This window comes from Pseudomonas sp. MDT1-17 (assembly GCF_054898105.1).
This window is the reverse complement of sequence record NZ_JBUBVM010000001.1, coordinates 5,698,018-5,713,285: the sequence shown is the minus strand read 5'-3', so window position 1 is coordinate 5,713,285 and position 15,268 is coordinate 5,698,018. Positions and strand designations below refer to the sequence as shown.

The following is a 15,268-nucleotide window of genomic DNA, read 5'->3' as shown; positions in this document are numbered from 1 at the left end:
CATGACGCAAGTCACGGTGAAACAACTGGCCGATGAGGTCAAAACACCGGTAGAGCGCCTGTTGCAGCAGATGCGTGAGGCAGGTCTGCCGCACACCGCCGCCGATGAAGGTGTGAGCGATAGTGAGAAGCAGTCTTTGCTGACTCACTTGAAGAGCAGCCACAAGGCGAAAGTGGAAGAACCGCGCAAGATTACATTGCAGCGCAAAACCACCAGCACCCTGCGTGTTGCTGGCAGCAAAAGCATCAGCGTTGAAGTACGCAAGAAGAAAGTCTTCGTACAGCGCAGCCCGGAAGAAATCGAAGCCGAGCGCAAACGCGAACTGGAAGAACGTCGCGCAGTAGACAATGCTGCACGTCAGAAGGCTGAAGAAGAAGCCAAGCGTCGCACTGAAGAAGAAGCGCGTCGCCAGCCTGCTGCTGCGCAAACCGCTACTAACGACGCCGTTGCAGCACCTGCTGCAGTTGCTGAGCCAGTACGCGAAAGCGCACCGGTTGTGGCCGCTGCACCAGCGCCGTCTGCTGACGTTCGCAACAAGCAGAACGAACAGCGCCGTCCGGACAAGCCACGTGCCGACGATAACAGTCGTCGTGGCAGTGGTGATGGTGAGCGCAAAAACGCTCCGCATCGTGCTTCGGTCAAGGAAAAAGCGCCTGCTCCACGCGTTGCTCCACGTACTACCGACGAAGAAAGCGATGGTTTCCGTCGTGGTGGTCGCGGCAAGGCCAAGCTGAAGAAGCGCAACGCCCACGGTTTCCAGAGCCCTACCGGCCCTGTCGTGCGTGATGTGCAGATCGGCGAGACCATCACTGTTGGCGATCTCGCCAATCAGATGTCGGTCAAGGCTGCTGAAATCATCAAGTTCATGTTCAAACTGGGTACTCCAGCGACCATCAACCAGGTGCTTGATCAGGAAACTGCTCAACTGGTAGCCGAAGAACTGGGCCACAAAGTGACCCTGGTCAGCGACACCGCCCTGGAAGACTCCCTGGCTGAGTCCCTGAAGTTTGAAGGTGAGACGTTCTCCCGTGCGCCAGTTGTGACCGTAATGGGCCACGTTGACCACGGTAAAACTTCGCTGCTCGACTACATCCGTCGTGCCAAGGTAGCTGCTGGCGAAGCCGGCGGTATCACCCAGCACATCGGTGCGTACCACGTTGAAACTGATCGCGGCATGGTCACATTCCTCGATACCCCGGGTCACGCCGCGTTTACCGCAATGCGTGCCCGTGGTGCCAAGGCGACTGACATCGTGATCCTGGTCGTTGCAGCGGACGACGGCGTAATGCCGCAGACCATTGAAGCGGTCCAGCACGCCAAGGCTGCCGGTGTTCCGCTGGTTGTTGCAGTGAACAAAATCGACAAGCCGGGCGCTGATCTCGATCGCATCCGTAGCGAACTGTCGGTTCACGGCGTGACGTCGGAAGAGTGGGGCGGCGACACCCCGTTCGTATCGGTTTCGGCGAAAGTCGGTACTGGTGTGGACGAGTTGCTCGAAGCTGTTCTGCTGCAAGCTGAAGTTCTGGAACTGAAAGCGACTCCTTCGGCTCCTGGCCGAGGCGTCGTGGTTGAATCGCGTCTCGACAAAGGTCGTGGTCCGGTTGCTACCGTTCTGGTTCAAGACGGTACCCTGCGCCAAGGCGACATGGTGCTGGTCGGTTCGAACTATGGCCGTGTACGTGCCATGCTCGACGAGAACGGCAAGCCAATCAAGGAAGCGGGTCCTTCCATCCCTGTCGAGATCCTCGGCCTGGACGGTACCCCGGACGCTGGCGACGAGATGAGCGTGCTGTCGGACGAGAAGAAAGCCCGTGAAGTGGCTCTGTTCCGTCAAGGCAAGTTCCGCGAAGTCAAACTGGCTCGCGCTCACGCCGGCAAGCTGGAAAACATCTTCGAGAACATGGGCCAGGCAGAGAAGAAGACGCTTAACATCGTCCTCAAATCCGATGTCCGTGGTTCGCTGGAAGCGTTGAACGGTGCCTTGAACGGCCTGGGTAACGACGAAGTGCAAGTGCGTGTTGTCGGTGGCGGTGTCGGTGGTATCACCGAGTCCGACGCTAACCTGGCACTGGCCTCCAGCGCTGTACTGTTTGGCTTTAACGTGCGTGCCGATGCTGGCGCTCGCAAGATCGTCGAGCAGGAAGGTCTGGATATGCGTTACTACAACGTGATCTACGACATCATCGAAGACGTCAAGAAAGCCCTCACCGGTATGCTGGGCAGCGATGTTCGCGAGAACATCCTGGGTACTGCGGAAGTGCGTGACGTGTTCCGTTCGCCGAAGTTTGGCGCGATCGCCGGTTGCATGGTTATCGAAGGTGTTGTTCACCGTAACCGTCCAATCCGTGTACTGCGTGAAGACATCGTTATCTTCGAAGGCGAGCTGGAATCCCTGCGCCGCTTCAAGGATGACGCTTCCGAAGTACGTGCCGGCATGGAATGCGGTATTGGCGTGAAGAGCTACAACGACGTCAAAGCTGGCGACAAGATCGAAGTCTACGAGAAGGTTCAGGTTGCTCGCAGCCTCTAACTCGCGCACTTCAAGGGCCACGGCGAGCCGCCGCATGCAAGTGCGCGGCACGGCGTCAGGACTCTAAACGCAACGCCCGGTCTGGCTTTTGTCAGGCCGGGCGTTTGCCGCTTTCAGACCCCACGGGTTTCACCGTGAGGCAGTAACAGGTAACAAGACATGGCAAAAGAATACAGCCGTACCCAACGTATCGGCGATCAGATGCAGCGTGAGCTGGCACAGCTGATCCGTCGTGAAGTCAAAGACCCGCGCGTAGGCCTGGTCACCATTACCGCTGTTGAAGTCAGCCGTGACGTCGGTCACGCCAAGATCTTCATCACCGTGATGGGTCAGGACAACGCCGAAGACATCGCGCAAAGCATCAAGGTGCTCAACTCCGCCGCCGGCTTCCTGCGTATGCAGTTGGCTCGCGAAATGAAGTTGCGCAGCGTTCCACAGTTGCACTTCCACTACGACGAAAGCGTCGTGCGTGGCGCGCACCTGTCGGCCCTGATCGAGCGCGCGGTGGCTGAAGACAATCAGCACCCGGTAGCGGCTGAAGCCGAAGACGCCAAGGAGTAATCGGTGGCTCAGGTCAAACGTATCCGTCGTAACGTCAGCGGCATCATCCTGCTCGACAAGCCGCTGGGGTTCACCTCCAACGCGGCATTGCAGAAGGTTCGCTGGTTGCTGAACGCCGAGAAGGCCGGTCACACCGGCAGTCTCGATCCGCTGGCCACCGGCGTGCTGCCGTTGTGCTTCGGTGAGGCCACCAAGTTTTCGCAATACCTGCTCGATTCCGACAAGGCTTATGAAACCCTGGCGCAACTGGGCAAGACCACCACCACGGCCGATGCCGAAGGTGAAGTTTTGCAGGAACGTCCGGTGACCGTTGGTCGCGCCGATGTCGAAGCTGTGCTTCCGGGTTTTCGTGGGCAAATCAGTCAGATACCGCCGATGTACTCGGCGCTCAAGCGTGATGGCCAGCCGCTGTACAAGCTGGCCCGTGCAGGCGAAGTAGTGGAGCGCGAACCGCGTTCTGTTACTATTGCGCGCTTGGAATTGCTGGCCTTTGAGGGTGATACTGCGCGGCTTGCGGTGGATTGCAGCAAAGGCACCTATATCCGCACCCTGGTGGAAGATATTGGTGAGCAACTCGGTTGTGGCGCTTACGTTGCTCAATTGCGACGTACCCAGGCCGGGCCTTTTACGCTGGCTCAGACGGTCACGCTTGAAGAGTTGGAAGCGGTACATGCCGAAGGCGGCAACGAAGCGGTCGATCGCTTCCTGATGCCATCGGACAGCGGCCTGCTCGATTGGCCGCTGCTGCAGTTCTCGGAGCACAGCTCGTTCTACTGGCTAAACGGCCAACCGGTACGGGCCCCGGATGCACCGAAGTTCGGCATGGTACGGGTACAGGATCACAACGGTCGCTTCATCGGTATCGGTGAAGTGAGCGAAGACGGGCGCATCGCGCCGCGTCGACTGATTCGGTCAGAATGACCGGACGAGGGTGGCTGTTAACAGGCACGGTCACTTCCTCATTTTATAGATACAGGGATTTGTCCCTGGCCTGTTGAAGCTGTTTCTTTGAAACAGTTTCCTGATAAAAGGATTGCCTCATGGCTCTCGACGTTCAAGAAAAAGCTCAAATCGTAGCTGACTACCAGCAAGCTGTTGGTGACACTGGTTCGCCAGAAGTGCAAGTTGCACTGCTGACCCACAACATCAACAAACTGCAAGGTCACTTCAAGATCAACGGTAAAGATCACCACTCCCGTCGTGGTCTGATCCGCATGGTAAACCAGCGTCGTAAGCTGCTGGACTACCTGAAAGGCAAAGACGTGAGCCGTTACAGCGCTCTGATCGGTCGCCTGGGTCTGCGTCGCTAATCAGCGATTGCGCTAGAGGTTGGTTGTCTGTCGTACGTCAGTGGGTTTCCCGCTGGCGCATGGCAGGCTCCCAGCCTCAAGTTTTATCTGGATACACGTTTTACCCTGGACAGGCGTTGGGTCGACTCCCGACATTGCCCAAGAATTTCGCAAGAAGACAAGTTCCCCAAGAGCCACAAAAGAAGGTAGGACACCGTGAACCCGGTAATCAAAAAATTCCAGTTCGGTCAGTCGACCGTTACCCTCGAGACTGGCCGTATCGCCCGTCAGGCCTCCGGCGCAGTATTGGTCACCGTTGACGACGACGTCAGCGTGTTGGTGACTGTGGTCGGCGCCAAGCAAGCCGATCCAGGCAAGGGCTTCTTCCCTCTGTCCGTTCACTACCAGGAAAAGACTTACGCTGCCGGTAAGATCCCTGGCGGTTTCTTCAAGCGTGAAGGCCGTCCTTCCGAGAAAGAAACCCTGACTTCCCGACTGATCGACCGTCCGATCCGTCCGCTGTTCCCAGAAGGCTTCATGAACGAAGTGCAGGTTGTCTGCACCGTCGTTTCCACCAGCAAGAAGACCGATCCGGACATCGCTGCGATGATCGGTACCTCGGCTGCGCTGGCCATCTCCGGCATTCCTTTCGATGGCCCGATCGGCGCTGCCCGCGTTGCGTTCCACGAAAGCACCGGCTACCTGCTGAACCCGACTTACGAACAACTGAAAGCTTCGAGCCTGGACATGGTCGTTGCCGGTACTTCGGATGCCGTTCTGATGGTTGAATCGGAAGCCAAAGAGCTGACCGAAGACCAGATGCTGGGCGCGGTACTGTTTGCTCAAGACGAATTCCAGGTTGTGATCAATGCCGTTAAAGAACTGGCTGCCGAAGCTGCCAAGCCAACCTGGGCCTGGGCTCCACAACCAGAAGCTACCGCTCTGCTGGGCGCTATCCGTGCCGAGTTCGGCGACGCGATCTCCCAGGCTTACACCATCACCATCAAGGCCGACCGTTACGCTCGCCTGGGTGAGCTGAAGGACCAGGTTGTTGCCAAACTGTCCGGTGAAGAAGGCCAGCCTTCTTCCAGCGAAGTCAAAGCAGCTTTCGGCGAAATCGAATACCGCACCGTTCGCGAAAACATCGTAAACGGCAAGCCACGTATCGACGGCCGCGACACCAAGACTGTACGTCCTTTGAACATCGAAGTCGGTGTTCTGCCTAAGACCCACGGTTCGGCACTGTTCACCCGTGGCGAAACCCAGGCTCTGGTTGTTGCAACGCTGGGCACCGCCCGTGACGCACAGCTGCTGGACACCCTGGAAGGCGAGAAAAAAGACCCGTTCATGCTGCACTACAACTTCCCTCCGTTCTCGGTAGGTGAGTGTGGTCGCATGGGTGGCGCTGGTCGTCGCGAAATCGGTCACGGCCGTCTGGCCCGTCGTTCGATTCAGGCCATGCTGCCTGCTGCCGACGTGTTCCCGTACACCATCCGTGTTGTGTCGGAAATCACCGAGTCCAACGGTTCGAGCTCCATGGCTTCGGTCTGCGGCGCTTCCCTGGCGCTGATGGATGCCGGCGTTCCGATGAAGGCACCGGTTGCCGGTATCGCCATGGGTCTGGTTAAAGAAGGCGAGAAATTCGCCATCCTGACCGACATCCTGGGTGACGAAGACCACCTGGGCGACATGGATTTCAAAGTAGCCGGTACCGCCAAAGGTGTGACCGCGCTGCAGATGGACATCAAGATCAAAGGCATCACCGAAGAAATCATGGAAATCGCTCTGGGCCAAGCCCTGGAAGCGCGCCAGAACATCCTCGGTCAGATGAACCAGATCATTGGCCAGTCGCGTACCGAACTGTCGGAAAACGCTCCGACCATGATCGCGATGAAAATCGACACCGACAAAATCCGTGATGTTATCGGTAAAGGCGGCGCGACCATTCGTGCGATCTGTGAAGAGACCAAGGCTTCGATCGACATCGAAGACGACGGCTCGATCAAGATCTTCGGCGAAACCAAGGAAGCGGCTGAAGCGGCACGTCAGCGCGTTCTGGGCATCACCGCAGAAGCTGAAATCGGCAAGATCTACGTTGGTAAGGTTGAGCGCATCGTCGACTTCGGCGCATTCGTCAACATCCTGCCTGGCAAGGACGGTCTGGTTCACATCTCGATGCTGAGCGACGCTCGCGTTGAGAAAGTGACCGACATCCTGAAAGAAGGCCAGGAAGTGGAAGTGCTGGTACTGGACGTGGACAACCGCGGCCGTATCAAGCTGTCCATCAAAGACGTAGCAGCAGCCAAGGCTTCGGGCGTTTAATCACCCCGCACGCCTGACCGCTTCAACGTTGTAAAAAATGCCCTGCAGTGAAAGCTGCGGGGTATTTTTTTGCCTGCAAAAAAATGAGACGAGTCATGAAGTTGCCTGACCCCAAAGTCAGTGCTAGGTTTAGCCCACTGCCCGTGTAGCTCAGTTGGTAGAGCAGCGCACTCGTAACGCGAAGGTCGCAGGTTCGATTCCTGTCTCGGGCACCAGCGACACGTTGTTTTCAGATGATCCCGAATGGTTCTGAAGGCCAGATAATCCGGGTTTCAAACGGTTTTTTTGCGTCAGAGAGATCCTTGATGATCCAGATCCATCTTCCATTCCCCAGATCAAAGAGAACGCCATGACCGTTAAAGAATTGACCCAAGAAGCCAGACACGAAGAAGCGCTGAAGAAGTACTTGCTGGAATCACCCCAGCTAGCCGATGAGATCAAGGACTTGCCCGCCGACGATCAGAAAGACCAGATCCAGTGGGCGTTCGAAGATGAGGCAGAAGCTCAGGGCTTGCAGCCGTGGGAGCTGACGCTCAAGTACACCTCACCCCCTGAAGAGTTCGAGGCGGCGCGCCTTGTTCTGCACAAGGAGGCTGCCGAAGTGTTGGGCGTCGAGTGGGAAGAGTACTGCGAGATGAATAATCTGGTGGTCTGATAAAAACGCCAGCCTCACGAGGCTGGCGTTTTTCATTCACACAGGCGTTATCAAAGGCTCAGGCGCATCGACAGATCGACAGCCTTCACATCCTTGGTCATCGCACCAATCGAGATGTAATCCACCCCGGTTACGGCGATCGGTAGCAGCGTGTTTTCGTTGATACCGCCACTGGCCTCCAGTTTTGCCTTGCCTGCGTTCAGGCGCACGGCTTCGCGCATGTCATCCAGGCTCAACTCGTCGAGCATGATGATGTCGGCACCTGCCGCCAGGGCTTCCTTCAGCTCCTCCAGGCTTTCCACTTCGATCTCCACCGGTTTGCCCGGGGCAATCTTGTGCGCAGCGTTGATGGCCTCCGGGATGCCACCGCAGGCCGCAATATGGTTTTCCTTGATCAGGAACGCGTCGTACAGACCGATGCGGTGGTTGTGGCAACCGCCGCAGGTCACGGCGTACTTCTGCGCCAGACGCAGCCCCGGCAAGGTTTTACGGGTGTCGAGCAACTTCACCTGAGTCTCGGCAACGAAATCCGCCAGGTACTGCGCGCGTGTGGCCACGCCAGAAAGCAACTGCAGGAAGTTCAGTGCACAGCGTTCGCCCGTCAGCAGCGAGCGCGCCGGGCCTTCGAGGTGGAACAGCACTTGATCAGGTTTCACCCGCTCGCCATCGCGCACCTGCCAGTGCACCGCCACACGTGGGTCCAGCTGCCGAAACACCGCGTCAACCCAGGCTGTGCCGCAGATGACGGCAGCGTCACGGGTAATGATGGTGGCTTTGGCCAGGCGTTCGGTGGGGATCAACTGAGCGGTGATGTCGCCGCTGCCAATGTCTTCGAGCAACGCACGGCGCACGTTGGCTTCGATTTCGGCGGTCAAATCGGCGAGACGTAGATTCGGCATAACGGACTCCACAAACAAAGTGGCCCGATTATAGGGCCATGGTGCCGGGCAACCCAAGGCATCGACGCGTTCCCATCGCTCTGAAACCTGCATTTGGTCGATTCGCTTGAGCAATCGGCACTAAGTCAACGCCCTCCGTAAGCGTCTATTTCAATAGGACACGCAGAGTCTGCTGGTACAAGGGACATCTTTTGCAAGATAATCCGCCTTGCTTTTGACGTCATGGCTTTGACGTGGATTTGAATTGACGACTATTCGAAGACTCACCGTTTCAGGAGGCCTGAATGCACAACGACGGGAATGTAGTGCCTTTGCACAAGGTGGCTACCGATCAGGCGACTCCCTCGCCGCTCGCCCGCCTGCCTGTGATTCTGCTTCAGGTTCGCGACAAGGCCGCTCAACAGCTCAGGCATGGTTTGCAGGAACTGTTCGATAACGCCGACGACACGCTGTTCGAAATGGCCGACCGGGCCCGCACTGACGTCGATCAAAACCTCTTCTTTGAAGCCATGCGCGACTTGCGCCTCAAGCGCAAAAACATCGAACGCGGCGTTCTCGAACAATTCTTCGAGGCTTTTGTCCGCCTCACACAGTACGACAGCACTCAGTCTGCCTTGTCCCAGGCGCTGGCCTTCGACGCCGCGGCGGCGCTGTCCAATGACGACATGGAGCGCAGCGTGGCAGTGGAGGCGATGGTCAGCAAAGTGCTGAACCGCGACGGCTTCGCCCTGGACCAACTGACGGCCCGACTCGGCGCACTGCTGGGCAGGGAGCTGCTCGATCAGCTCAATCCCATGGGGCCGGCGATGCTCTGCGAGTACTTTTTGCAGGCCGGGCGCAACCTGGGAGTGGAGATCAAGGTCAAGCTGATCATCCTCAAGCTGTTCGAGCGCTACGTGCTCAGGGATGCCAGTCAGCTCTACGCCGAAGCCAATCAGTTGCTGATCGCCACCGGTGTTCTACCCGACCTCAAACCTGCCCCTGCGCGGCGGGCCACGGATCGTGCGGCCGCCAGCGCCGGTGTTGAACCCGCTCAGGCCAACACCCGCGCCGGTGCTCCGCCGATCGACGACAGCGTGCAGGAAGTCTTCGCCGCGTTGCAGCAATTGCTGTTTCACGTGCGGGGCAGTGTCGCGCCGACGCTTGAAGCCAGTGCCCAGACGCAGCCGATTTCCACCCGCGACCTGCTGCGCCTGCTCTCGCACTTGCAGCAATACGTGCCGACGCCGGCAGCCCGGGAAGACTTCGATCTGCGAAACCAGCTCGAACAACTGCTGACCCGGGTCAGCGTCAAAAGTGGCAAGTCACGCGTGGTCGGGGTGGCTGATGAAGACGTGATCAACCTGATCGCGATGCTCTTCGAATGCATCCTCGATGACCGCAACCTGCCGGATTCGCTCAAGGCATTGATCGCCCGTTTGCAGATCCCGATGCTGAAAGTGGCGGTGCTCGACAAGAGCTTTTTCAGCCGCAGCAGTCACCCCGCCCGGCGCCTGCTCAACGAAATCGCCACCGCAGCCATGGGGTGGGGCGAGTGCGATGACCATGAGCGCGACAGCCTGTATCTGCGCATCGAGCAAGTGGTGCAACGGTTGCTGAATGATTTTGTCGATGATCCGGCGGTTTTTTCCGAATCGCTGGCGGATTTTCTCGCCTTCACCAGCGACGAGCGCCGTCGCAGTGAGTTGCTTGAGCAACGTACCCGTGACGCCGAAGAAGGCCGCGCCAGGACTGAACTGGCCCGCCAGCGCGTCGAACAGGTGCTGAATCAGGCCTTGTTGGGCAAAGTATTGCCGCAACGGGTGGTGGTGTTTGTCCAGGACGCCTGGAGCCAAGTGTTGCTGCTGACGTGCCTCAAGCACGGCGATCAGTCAGCCGAGTGGCACGCCGATGTGCAGACCATGGCGCACTTGATCTGGAGCGTACAGCGCCATGCCGAGTCCGATGCGAGCCTGCGCCTGTTGACGCTGGTGCCGGGGTTGCTCAAGTCGTTGCGCGACGGGCTGAGCAGTTCGGCATTCGATCCGTTCGCCACCAGCGAGTTTTTCAGTGAGCTGGAAGCCTTGCACGTTCAACTGTTCGAACGTCCAGGGCAAAAGCTTGAACAGTCTGTCGATACGCCGGTCATGGTCGAAGTGCTGCAGGAAGTCGTCCTGCGAACCGCCGACGAAGGGCCGGTCGATACGACGTCAGTGCGTTTGCCGGAGGACGATGCCGGCCTGCTTCAGGTCGATCAGTTGCGGTTGGGGTGCTGGGTCGAGTTTCAGGAAGGCGACGAGAACACCTTACGCTGCAAACTCGCGGCGATCATCGAAGCCACCGGCAAGTACATTTTCGTCGATCGTACCGGAATGAAAGTGCTGGAGCGCAACCGCACCGGTCTGGCTCTGGAATTCCGTTGTGGCGCGGTGCGAGCGCTGGACGACACTTTGCTGTTTGACCGGGCGCTGGAGTCAGTGATCGGTAACCTGCGGCGCCTCAATCGCGGCAAGTGATCGCGCCCCGAGGGTCTATCACGGCATACTGGGCGCCAACACAATCGTCGTTGAAGGAACCTGTATGCAGTTGGACCCCGCGAGCGGTTGGTGCCAGGGTGTGCGTTTATGCCCCTCGCCCAACTTCAATGCGCGCCCCACGGGCGAAATTTCCCTGCTGGTGATCCACAACATCAGTTTGCCGCCAGCGCAATTCGCCACCGGCAAGGTGCAGGAATTTTTCCAGAATTGCCTGGATGTCACGGAGCATCCCTACTTTGAAGGGATCGCCGACCTGCGTGTGTCTGCGCACTTTCTGATCGAACGTGACGGCACGGTCACTCAGTTTGTCTCTTGTCTTGAGCGTGCCTGGCATGCCGGCGTTTCGAGTTTCGAAGGGCGGGAAACCTGTAACGACTTTTCCGTGGGCATCGAACTAGAGGGCACGGATGATCTGCCGTTCACCGACGCTCAGTATCAAGCATTGACGACCCTGACCCGGCAGCTGCAAAGCGCCTTCACGGCCATCACCGCACAGCGCATCTGCGGGCACAGCGACATCGCACCCGGGCGTAAAACCGACCCGGGACCCGCGTTCGACTGGGCACGCTATCGCGCTGCCCTGGCAAAAGAGGAACAACAATGAGTTTTCTGGTGTTGCTGTTGGCGGTCTGGATCGAGAAGTTCTCGGCCCTGCGCCATCGGGTTCAGCGCGATGGCGGTTGGGTCCGCGAGTTGAACAAGCTTGAGGTCAATCCGCGTCTGGCGAAAAATCCGTGGCTGATCTTGGTGATCCTGGTTTTGTTGCCAGTCGCACTGTTGGGTTTGCTGCTGCTGGTGCTGGACCCGGTGGCTTACGGTCTGCTGGCGTTGCCGGTGCACCTGCTAGTGGTGATTTACAGTTTGGGCCGCGGTGATCTGCTGGCCGGTCTCGGGCCGTTTCGCGATGCCTGGCGCCGGGAAGACCTGCAAGCTGCCGCTCATGTGGCGGAACGCGACCTGGGTATTTGCGCCGATAGCGGCGAACAACTGCTGGAACGGGTCGAAGGGCATCTGCTGTGGGAGGCTTATCAGAGCTTTTTCGCGGTGATTTTCTGGTACTTCCTGCTGGGTCCGGTCGCAGCCCTGAGCTATCGACTGCTGGCCCTGGCCGAAGAGCACGGGCAGAACCCGGCCGTGGTTGAACGCGCCGCACAACTGCGTCATGCGTTCGACTGGGTGCCGGTGCGTCTGCTGGCGGCGAGTTTTGCGTTGGTCGGCAACTTTGTCGCGGTCAGCCGGGTGATGTTGCATGAACTGCTGAACTGGAACATCAGCGCCGCCCAATTGATCGAGAAGGTCGGACTGGTGGCCGGTGAAATTCCAGCGCCGGTGGTCGGGCCTGACGGCATCAACAGCCTCGACCGGATCTGGGAACTGTTGCTGCGTGCGGCGGTGCTCTGGTACGCCGGTTTTGCGTTGTGGACTGTCCTTCCCTGATTACACCAATCCTGTAATTGGATGGACTCGCCCTCGCTGTCGTTGGCTGTTTAGACTGCCACCGTGGCGCATTGACGCCTCGGCTTGGGCGAGTCCATCCAATTACAAGACCGCGTGCGCCGTGTCGTTAACCTTAAGTTACAAAACCTCCCGCCGATTTAAGCTATACACAGTTAGCGCCGAATAGTGGCTATCTGCTGTCGACCCGCGCCTGCCAATAAAAATAAGAAATCAAAGGGAGACCTCCAGTGAAGAGCTTGCTCTATCCCGCTGTCGCGCTGATGAACCGCCTGAGCTTTGGCATGAAGTTCAGCCTGATCAGCGTGCTGTTCCTTGTGCCGATGCTGGTAACCAATTTCTATCTGGTGCGCGATTCCTATCGTGAATTCCAGGGCACCCAGGTCGAACTGCAGAGTCTCGACCTTTTGGGCAGCAGTCTTTCGTTACGGCGCGATCTGGAAACCCTGAACAATCTGGTGCAGATCAACGTCACGCTCGGTCAATCCGGTAAGGCCGGCAATGTCGAGTCGCAGATCAGCAGCCTGGGGCAAAGTGTGCTGAGCCGTTTGCAAGGGCTGACGGCGATGACCACTGACCCCGAGCAGATCATCGTTTTTGATAGTAAGCGCGATGAAATGATCGCCGCGTTCAAGGTCCAGCAAGCGGAAAATTCCCTGCAAAGTAAAAGCGGAATGATCGGCAAGCTGCTCGGCAATGCGCAGATTTTCAGCCAGATCATCGCCAGTCAGGCTGGCCTCAGCCGCGACACCCAGAGCGACATGCGCCAGCTGAGCGAACTCATTACCAATGTCACCCCGCCCGTTACCCAAATTCTGGGTGAAGGCCGGGCGATGGGCTCTTTTTCGCTGGGGCAGGGCTTTCTCAACTCGGCATCGAGTACCCGTTTTGATGAGTTGTTGGCGCAGATCGAAAAACTGCAGGCCGAATATGCCCTGAAGTTGCAGGACGCGCTGGGTTCCAGCAAAGCAGCACGGGAAACCCTGGCTGTTCAGGCCGATAGCAGCAAGGCGTCGTTGAAAAAGGCCAGTGAACTGTTCGAAGAACAGGTCGTGATGGCCGATACGCTCGATACGCCGTGGCAGGGCTTTTACGATCAGGTCACAGGCCTGATGGACCAGACCTACCAACTCAACGAAGCTACCCTGAGTTTTCTCGGCATCCAGTTACAACAGCGACTGGAGCAGAACCGCACCCACATGGTCTTGCAGGCTGTGGCGTTGTCGGTGGTGTTTGTGTTGATTTTTTACCTCTACGGCGGTTTCTACGCCTCGACCCGCACCACCCTCAAGCGTCTTGGCGCAGTGATGGACAAGGTGGCGGCGGGTGACATGACGCAGACCTTCAGCGCGAACAGTCGCGATGAACTGGGCGAGTTGGGCGAGGTGTTCAACGGCACCGTGAAGAAAATCCATGACTTGATCGAGCGGGTCGGCCAGACCGTCAGTGAGGTCGAGCGCCAGGCCGGGCAGGTGGAGACCGTTTCCGCCCAGAGCAACCAGGCGGTGGCGGGGCAGCGCACTCAGATCGAACAGGTCGCCACGGCCATGAACCAGATGTCGGCCACCTCGCTTGAGGTGGCCCGCAGTGCCGCAGCAGCGGTCAGCAGCGCCCATAGCGTCAACGACGAGACCATCAGTGGTCGCGGACTGGTGGAGTCTCAGCAGGGCAGCATCGCCGCCCTTGCCACTGAAATCGATCAGTCGGTGCTGGTGATCAATCAACTGGCCAGCGACAGCCAGTCCATCAGCCGTGTGCTGGAGGTGATCAAGAGCATCGCCGAACAGACCAACCTTCTGGCGCTCAACGCGGCCATCGAAGCTGCTCGCGCCGGTGAGCAGGGCCGTGGTTTTGCGGTGGTGGCGGACGAGGTCCGGACATTGGCCAAGCGCACCCAGCAATCGACCGAAGAAATCGAGCAGATGATCGCCAAGCTGCACAGTGGTGTCGGCGCTGCGGTGAAGGCGATGGGTACCAGTCATCAGATGGCCAACGGCACCGTGGGGCAGTCGGAGAAGGTTCAGCAAGCGCTGGAGAACATCCTCGGCGCCGTCGGCATGATCGTCGATCAGAACCAGCAAATCGCTGCCGCGGTGGAGCAACAGACAGCAGTGGCTCACGACATTGACCAGAATATTGTCGAGATCAACCGCGCGGGTGAACGCACCGCCGAAGGGGCGCACCAGACCGAAGATGCCAGTCGTGCGTTGTCGGCTCAGGTGGTGGAGCTCAAGCAGCTGATCAGCGCGTTTCGGGTGTAATCAACGCCAGTTGAACAGCTCACAGGCGTTGGCCGTGCTGGCTGCGGCCAATTGCTCGGGGCTGATCGCCATGATCCCGGCCAACGCAGAACAGATCGCCGGCAAATGAGCCGGGCTGTTGCGTTGGCCGGGGAACATGGCGGGCGCCATGTCCGGAGAATCGGTTTCCAGTACCACCGACTCAAGCGGCAAGTCGGCAAGCACACGGTGCATGCGCAGGGCTTGAGGCCAGGTTGCGGCACCGCCCAGGCCCAGTTTGAAACCGAGCTTGATGTATTCGCGGGCTTCTTCTTTGCTGCCGGCGAAGGCATGAATAATCCCCGCGCGTTTCAAGCGAAACCGTTTAAGCGTGGCAATCACCGCCGCATGGCTGCGTCGCACATGGATCAGCGCTGGCAGATTGAAGTCCGCCGCCAGTTGCAGCTGCGCGTCGAACAACGCCTGCTGGCGCGCGCGATCGAGGGTTTCGATGAAGTAATCCAGACCGATCTCGCCCACGGCGCACAACTGCCGATGGCCAGCCAGACGGGTCAGCCAGTCGCTGAGTGCCGTCAGGTCCTCGGGGCGATGAGCATCCAGATACACCGGGTGCAAACCGAACGCCGCATGCAGATCGGGATCGCTTTGCACCAGATCCCAGACACGCTGCCAGTTGCCCTGATAAACCCCCAGCACCACCATCCGCCGCACCCCGAGGGTGCGGCTCTCGGCCAGCAACGCCGTGCGATCCTCGTCGAAGTCCGGAAAATCCAGATGAGTGTGGCTGTCTATCAGCTCCAC

General features: G+C 58.7%; 12 protein-coding genes and 1 tRNA gene. 11 read left to right on the top strand and 2 right to left on the bottom strand.

Annotated features, from left to right (window positions below; genetic code table 11):
* The first annotated feature begins 1 nt into the window (after position 1).
* The 7 genes from infB (at position 2) to ACYZTX_RS26375 (ending at position 7,357) form a co-directional block, all read left to right on the top strand.
* Positions 2-2,530, top strand: a complete 2,529-nt coding sequence (gene infB, locus ACYZTX_RS26405) for a translation initiation factor IF-2 (protein WP_462036496.1) — start codon at positions 2-4, stop codon at positions 2,528-2,530.
* 159 nt (positions 2,531-2,689) lie between these two features.
* Positions 2,690-3,091, top strand: coding sequence for a 30S ribosome-binding factor RbfA (rbfA, locus tag ACYZTX_RS26400; protein ID WP_461951925.1), 402 nt, complete (start codon positions 2,690-2,692; stop codon positions 3,089-3,091).
* Between the two features lie 3 nt (positions 3,092-3,094).
* On the top strand, positions 3,095-4,012 hold the full coding sequence (gene truB / locus ACYZTX_RS26395; RefSeq protein WP_449643169.1) for a tRNA pseudouridine(55) synthase TruB: 918 nt from the start codon (positions 3,095-3,097) through the stop codon (positions 4,010-4,012).
* Positions 4,013-4,131: 119 nt separating this feature from the next.
* Positions 4,132-4,401 (top strand): 30S ribosomal protein S15, encoded by a 270-nt coding sequence (rpsO, locus tag ACYZTX_RS26390; RefSeq protein ID WP_282374990.1) that lies wholly within the window; start codon positions 4,132-4,134, stop codon positions 4,399-4,401.
* A 195-nt stretch (positions 4,402-4,596) separates the two neighbouring features.
* Positions 4,597-6,702: a polyribonucleotide nucleotidyltransferase gene (pnp, locus tag ACYZTX_RS26385; protein ID WP_461976905.1), complete on the top strand. Its 2,106-nt coding sequence runs from the start codon at positions 4,597-4,599 to the stop codon at positions 6,700-6,702.
* A gap of 139 nt (positions 6,703-6,841) precedes the next feature.
* Positions 6,842-6,917, top strand: a tRNA-Thr gene (locus ACYZTX_RS26380).
* A gap of 134 nt (positions 6,918-7,051) precedes the next feature.
* The gene (locus ACYZTX_RS26375) at positions 7,052-7,357 is read left to right on the top strand and encodes a DUF6388 family protein (protein ID WP_462036495.1); all 306 of its coding nucleotides are present in this window, start codon (positions 7,052-7,054) and stop codon (positions 7,355-7,357) included.
* Between the two features lie 50 nt (positions 7,358-7,407).
* On the opposite strand, the gene nadC is transcribed toward ACYZTX_RS26375, so the two are convergent.
* Positions 7,408-8,256 carry a carboxylating nicotinate-nucleotide diphosphorylase gene (nadC, locus tag ACYZTX_RS26370; protein WP_462036494.1) on the bottom strand — a complete coding sequence of 283 codons (849 nt, stop codon included), beginning with the start codon at positions 8,254-8,256 and terminating at the stop codon, positions 7,408-7,410.
* A 284-nt stretch (positions 8,257-8,540) separates the two neighbouring features.
* On the opposite strand from nadC, the gene ACYZTX_RS26365 reads away from it, so the two are divergent.
* From ACYZTX_RS26365 to ACYZTX_RS26350, 4 genes are all read left to right on the top strand, one after another.
* Positions 8,541-10,751, top strand: a complete 2,211-nt coding sequence (locus tag ACYZTX_RS26365) for a DUF1631 domain-containing protein (RefSeq protein WP_462036493.1) — start codon at positions 8,541-8,543, stop codon at positions 10,749-10,751.
* Between the two features lie 64 nt (positions 10,752-10,815).
* Positions 10,816-11,376, top strand: coding sequence for a 1,6-anhydro-N-acetylmuramyl-L-alanine amidase AmpD (ampD, locus tag ACYZTX_RS26360; RefSeq protein WP_462036492.1), 561 nt, complete (start codon positions 10,816-10,818; stop codon positions 11,374-11,376).
* Positions 11,373-12,209 (top strand): regulatory signaling modulator protein AmpE, encoded by an 837-nt coding sequence (ampE, locus tag ACYZTX_RS26355; protein WP_462036491.1) that lies wholly within the window; start codon positions 11,373-11,375, stop codon positions 12,207-12,209. Before ampD ends, ampE begins: the two co-directional genes overlap by 4 nt.
* 248 nt (positions 12,210-12,457) lie before the next feature.
* A complete protein-coding gene (locus ACYZTX_RS26350) occupies positions 12,458-14,488 on the top strand; it encodes a methyl-accepting chemotaxis protein (RefSeq protein ID WP_462036490.1) in 2,031 nt (676 codons plus the stop codon).
* On the opposite strand, the gene ACYZTX_RS26345 is transcribed toward ACYZTX_RS26350, so the two are convergent.
* Positions 14,489-15,268 carry a TatD family hydrolase gene (locus tag ACYZTX_RS26345; protein ID WP_462036489.1) on the bottom strand — a complete coding sequence of 260 codons (780 nt, stop codon included), beginning with the start codon at positions 15,266-15,268 and terminating at the stop codon, positions 14,489-14,491.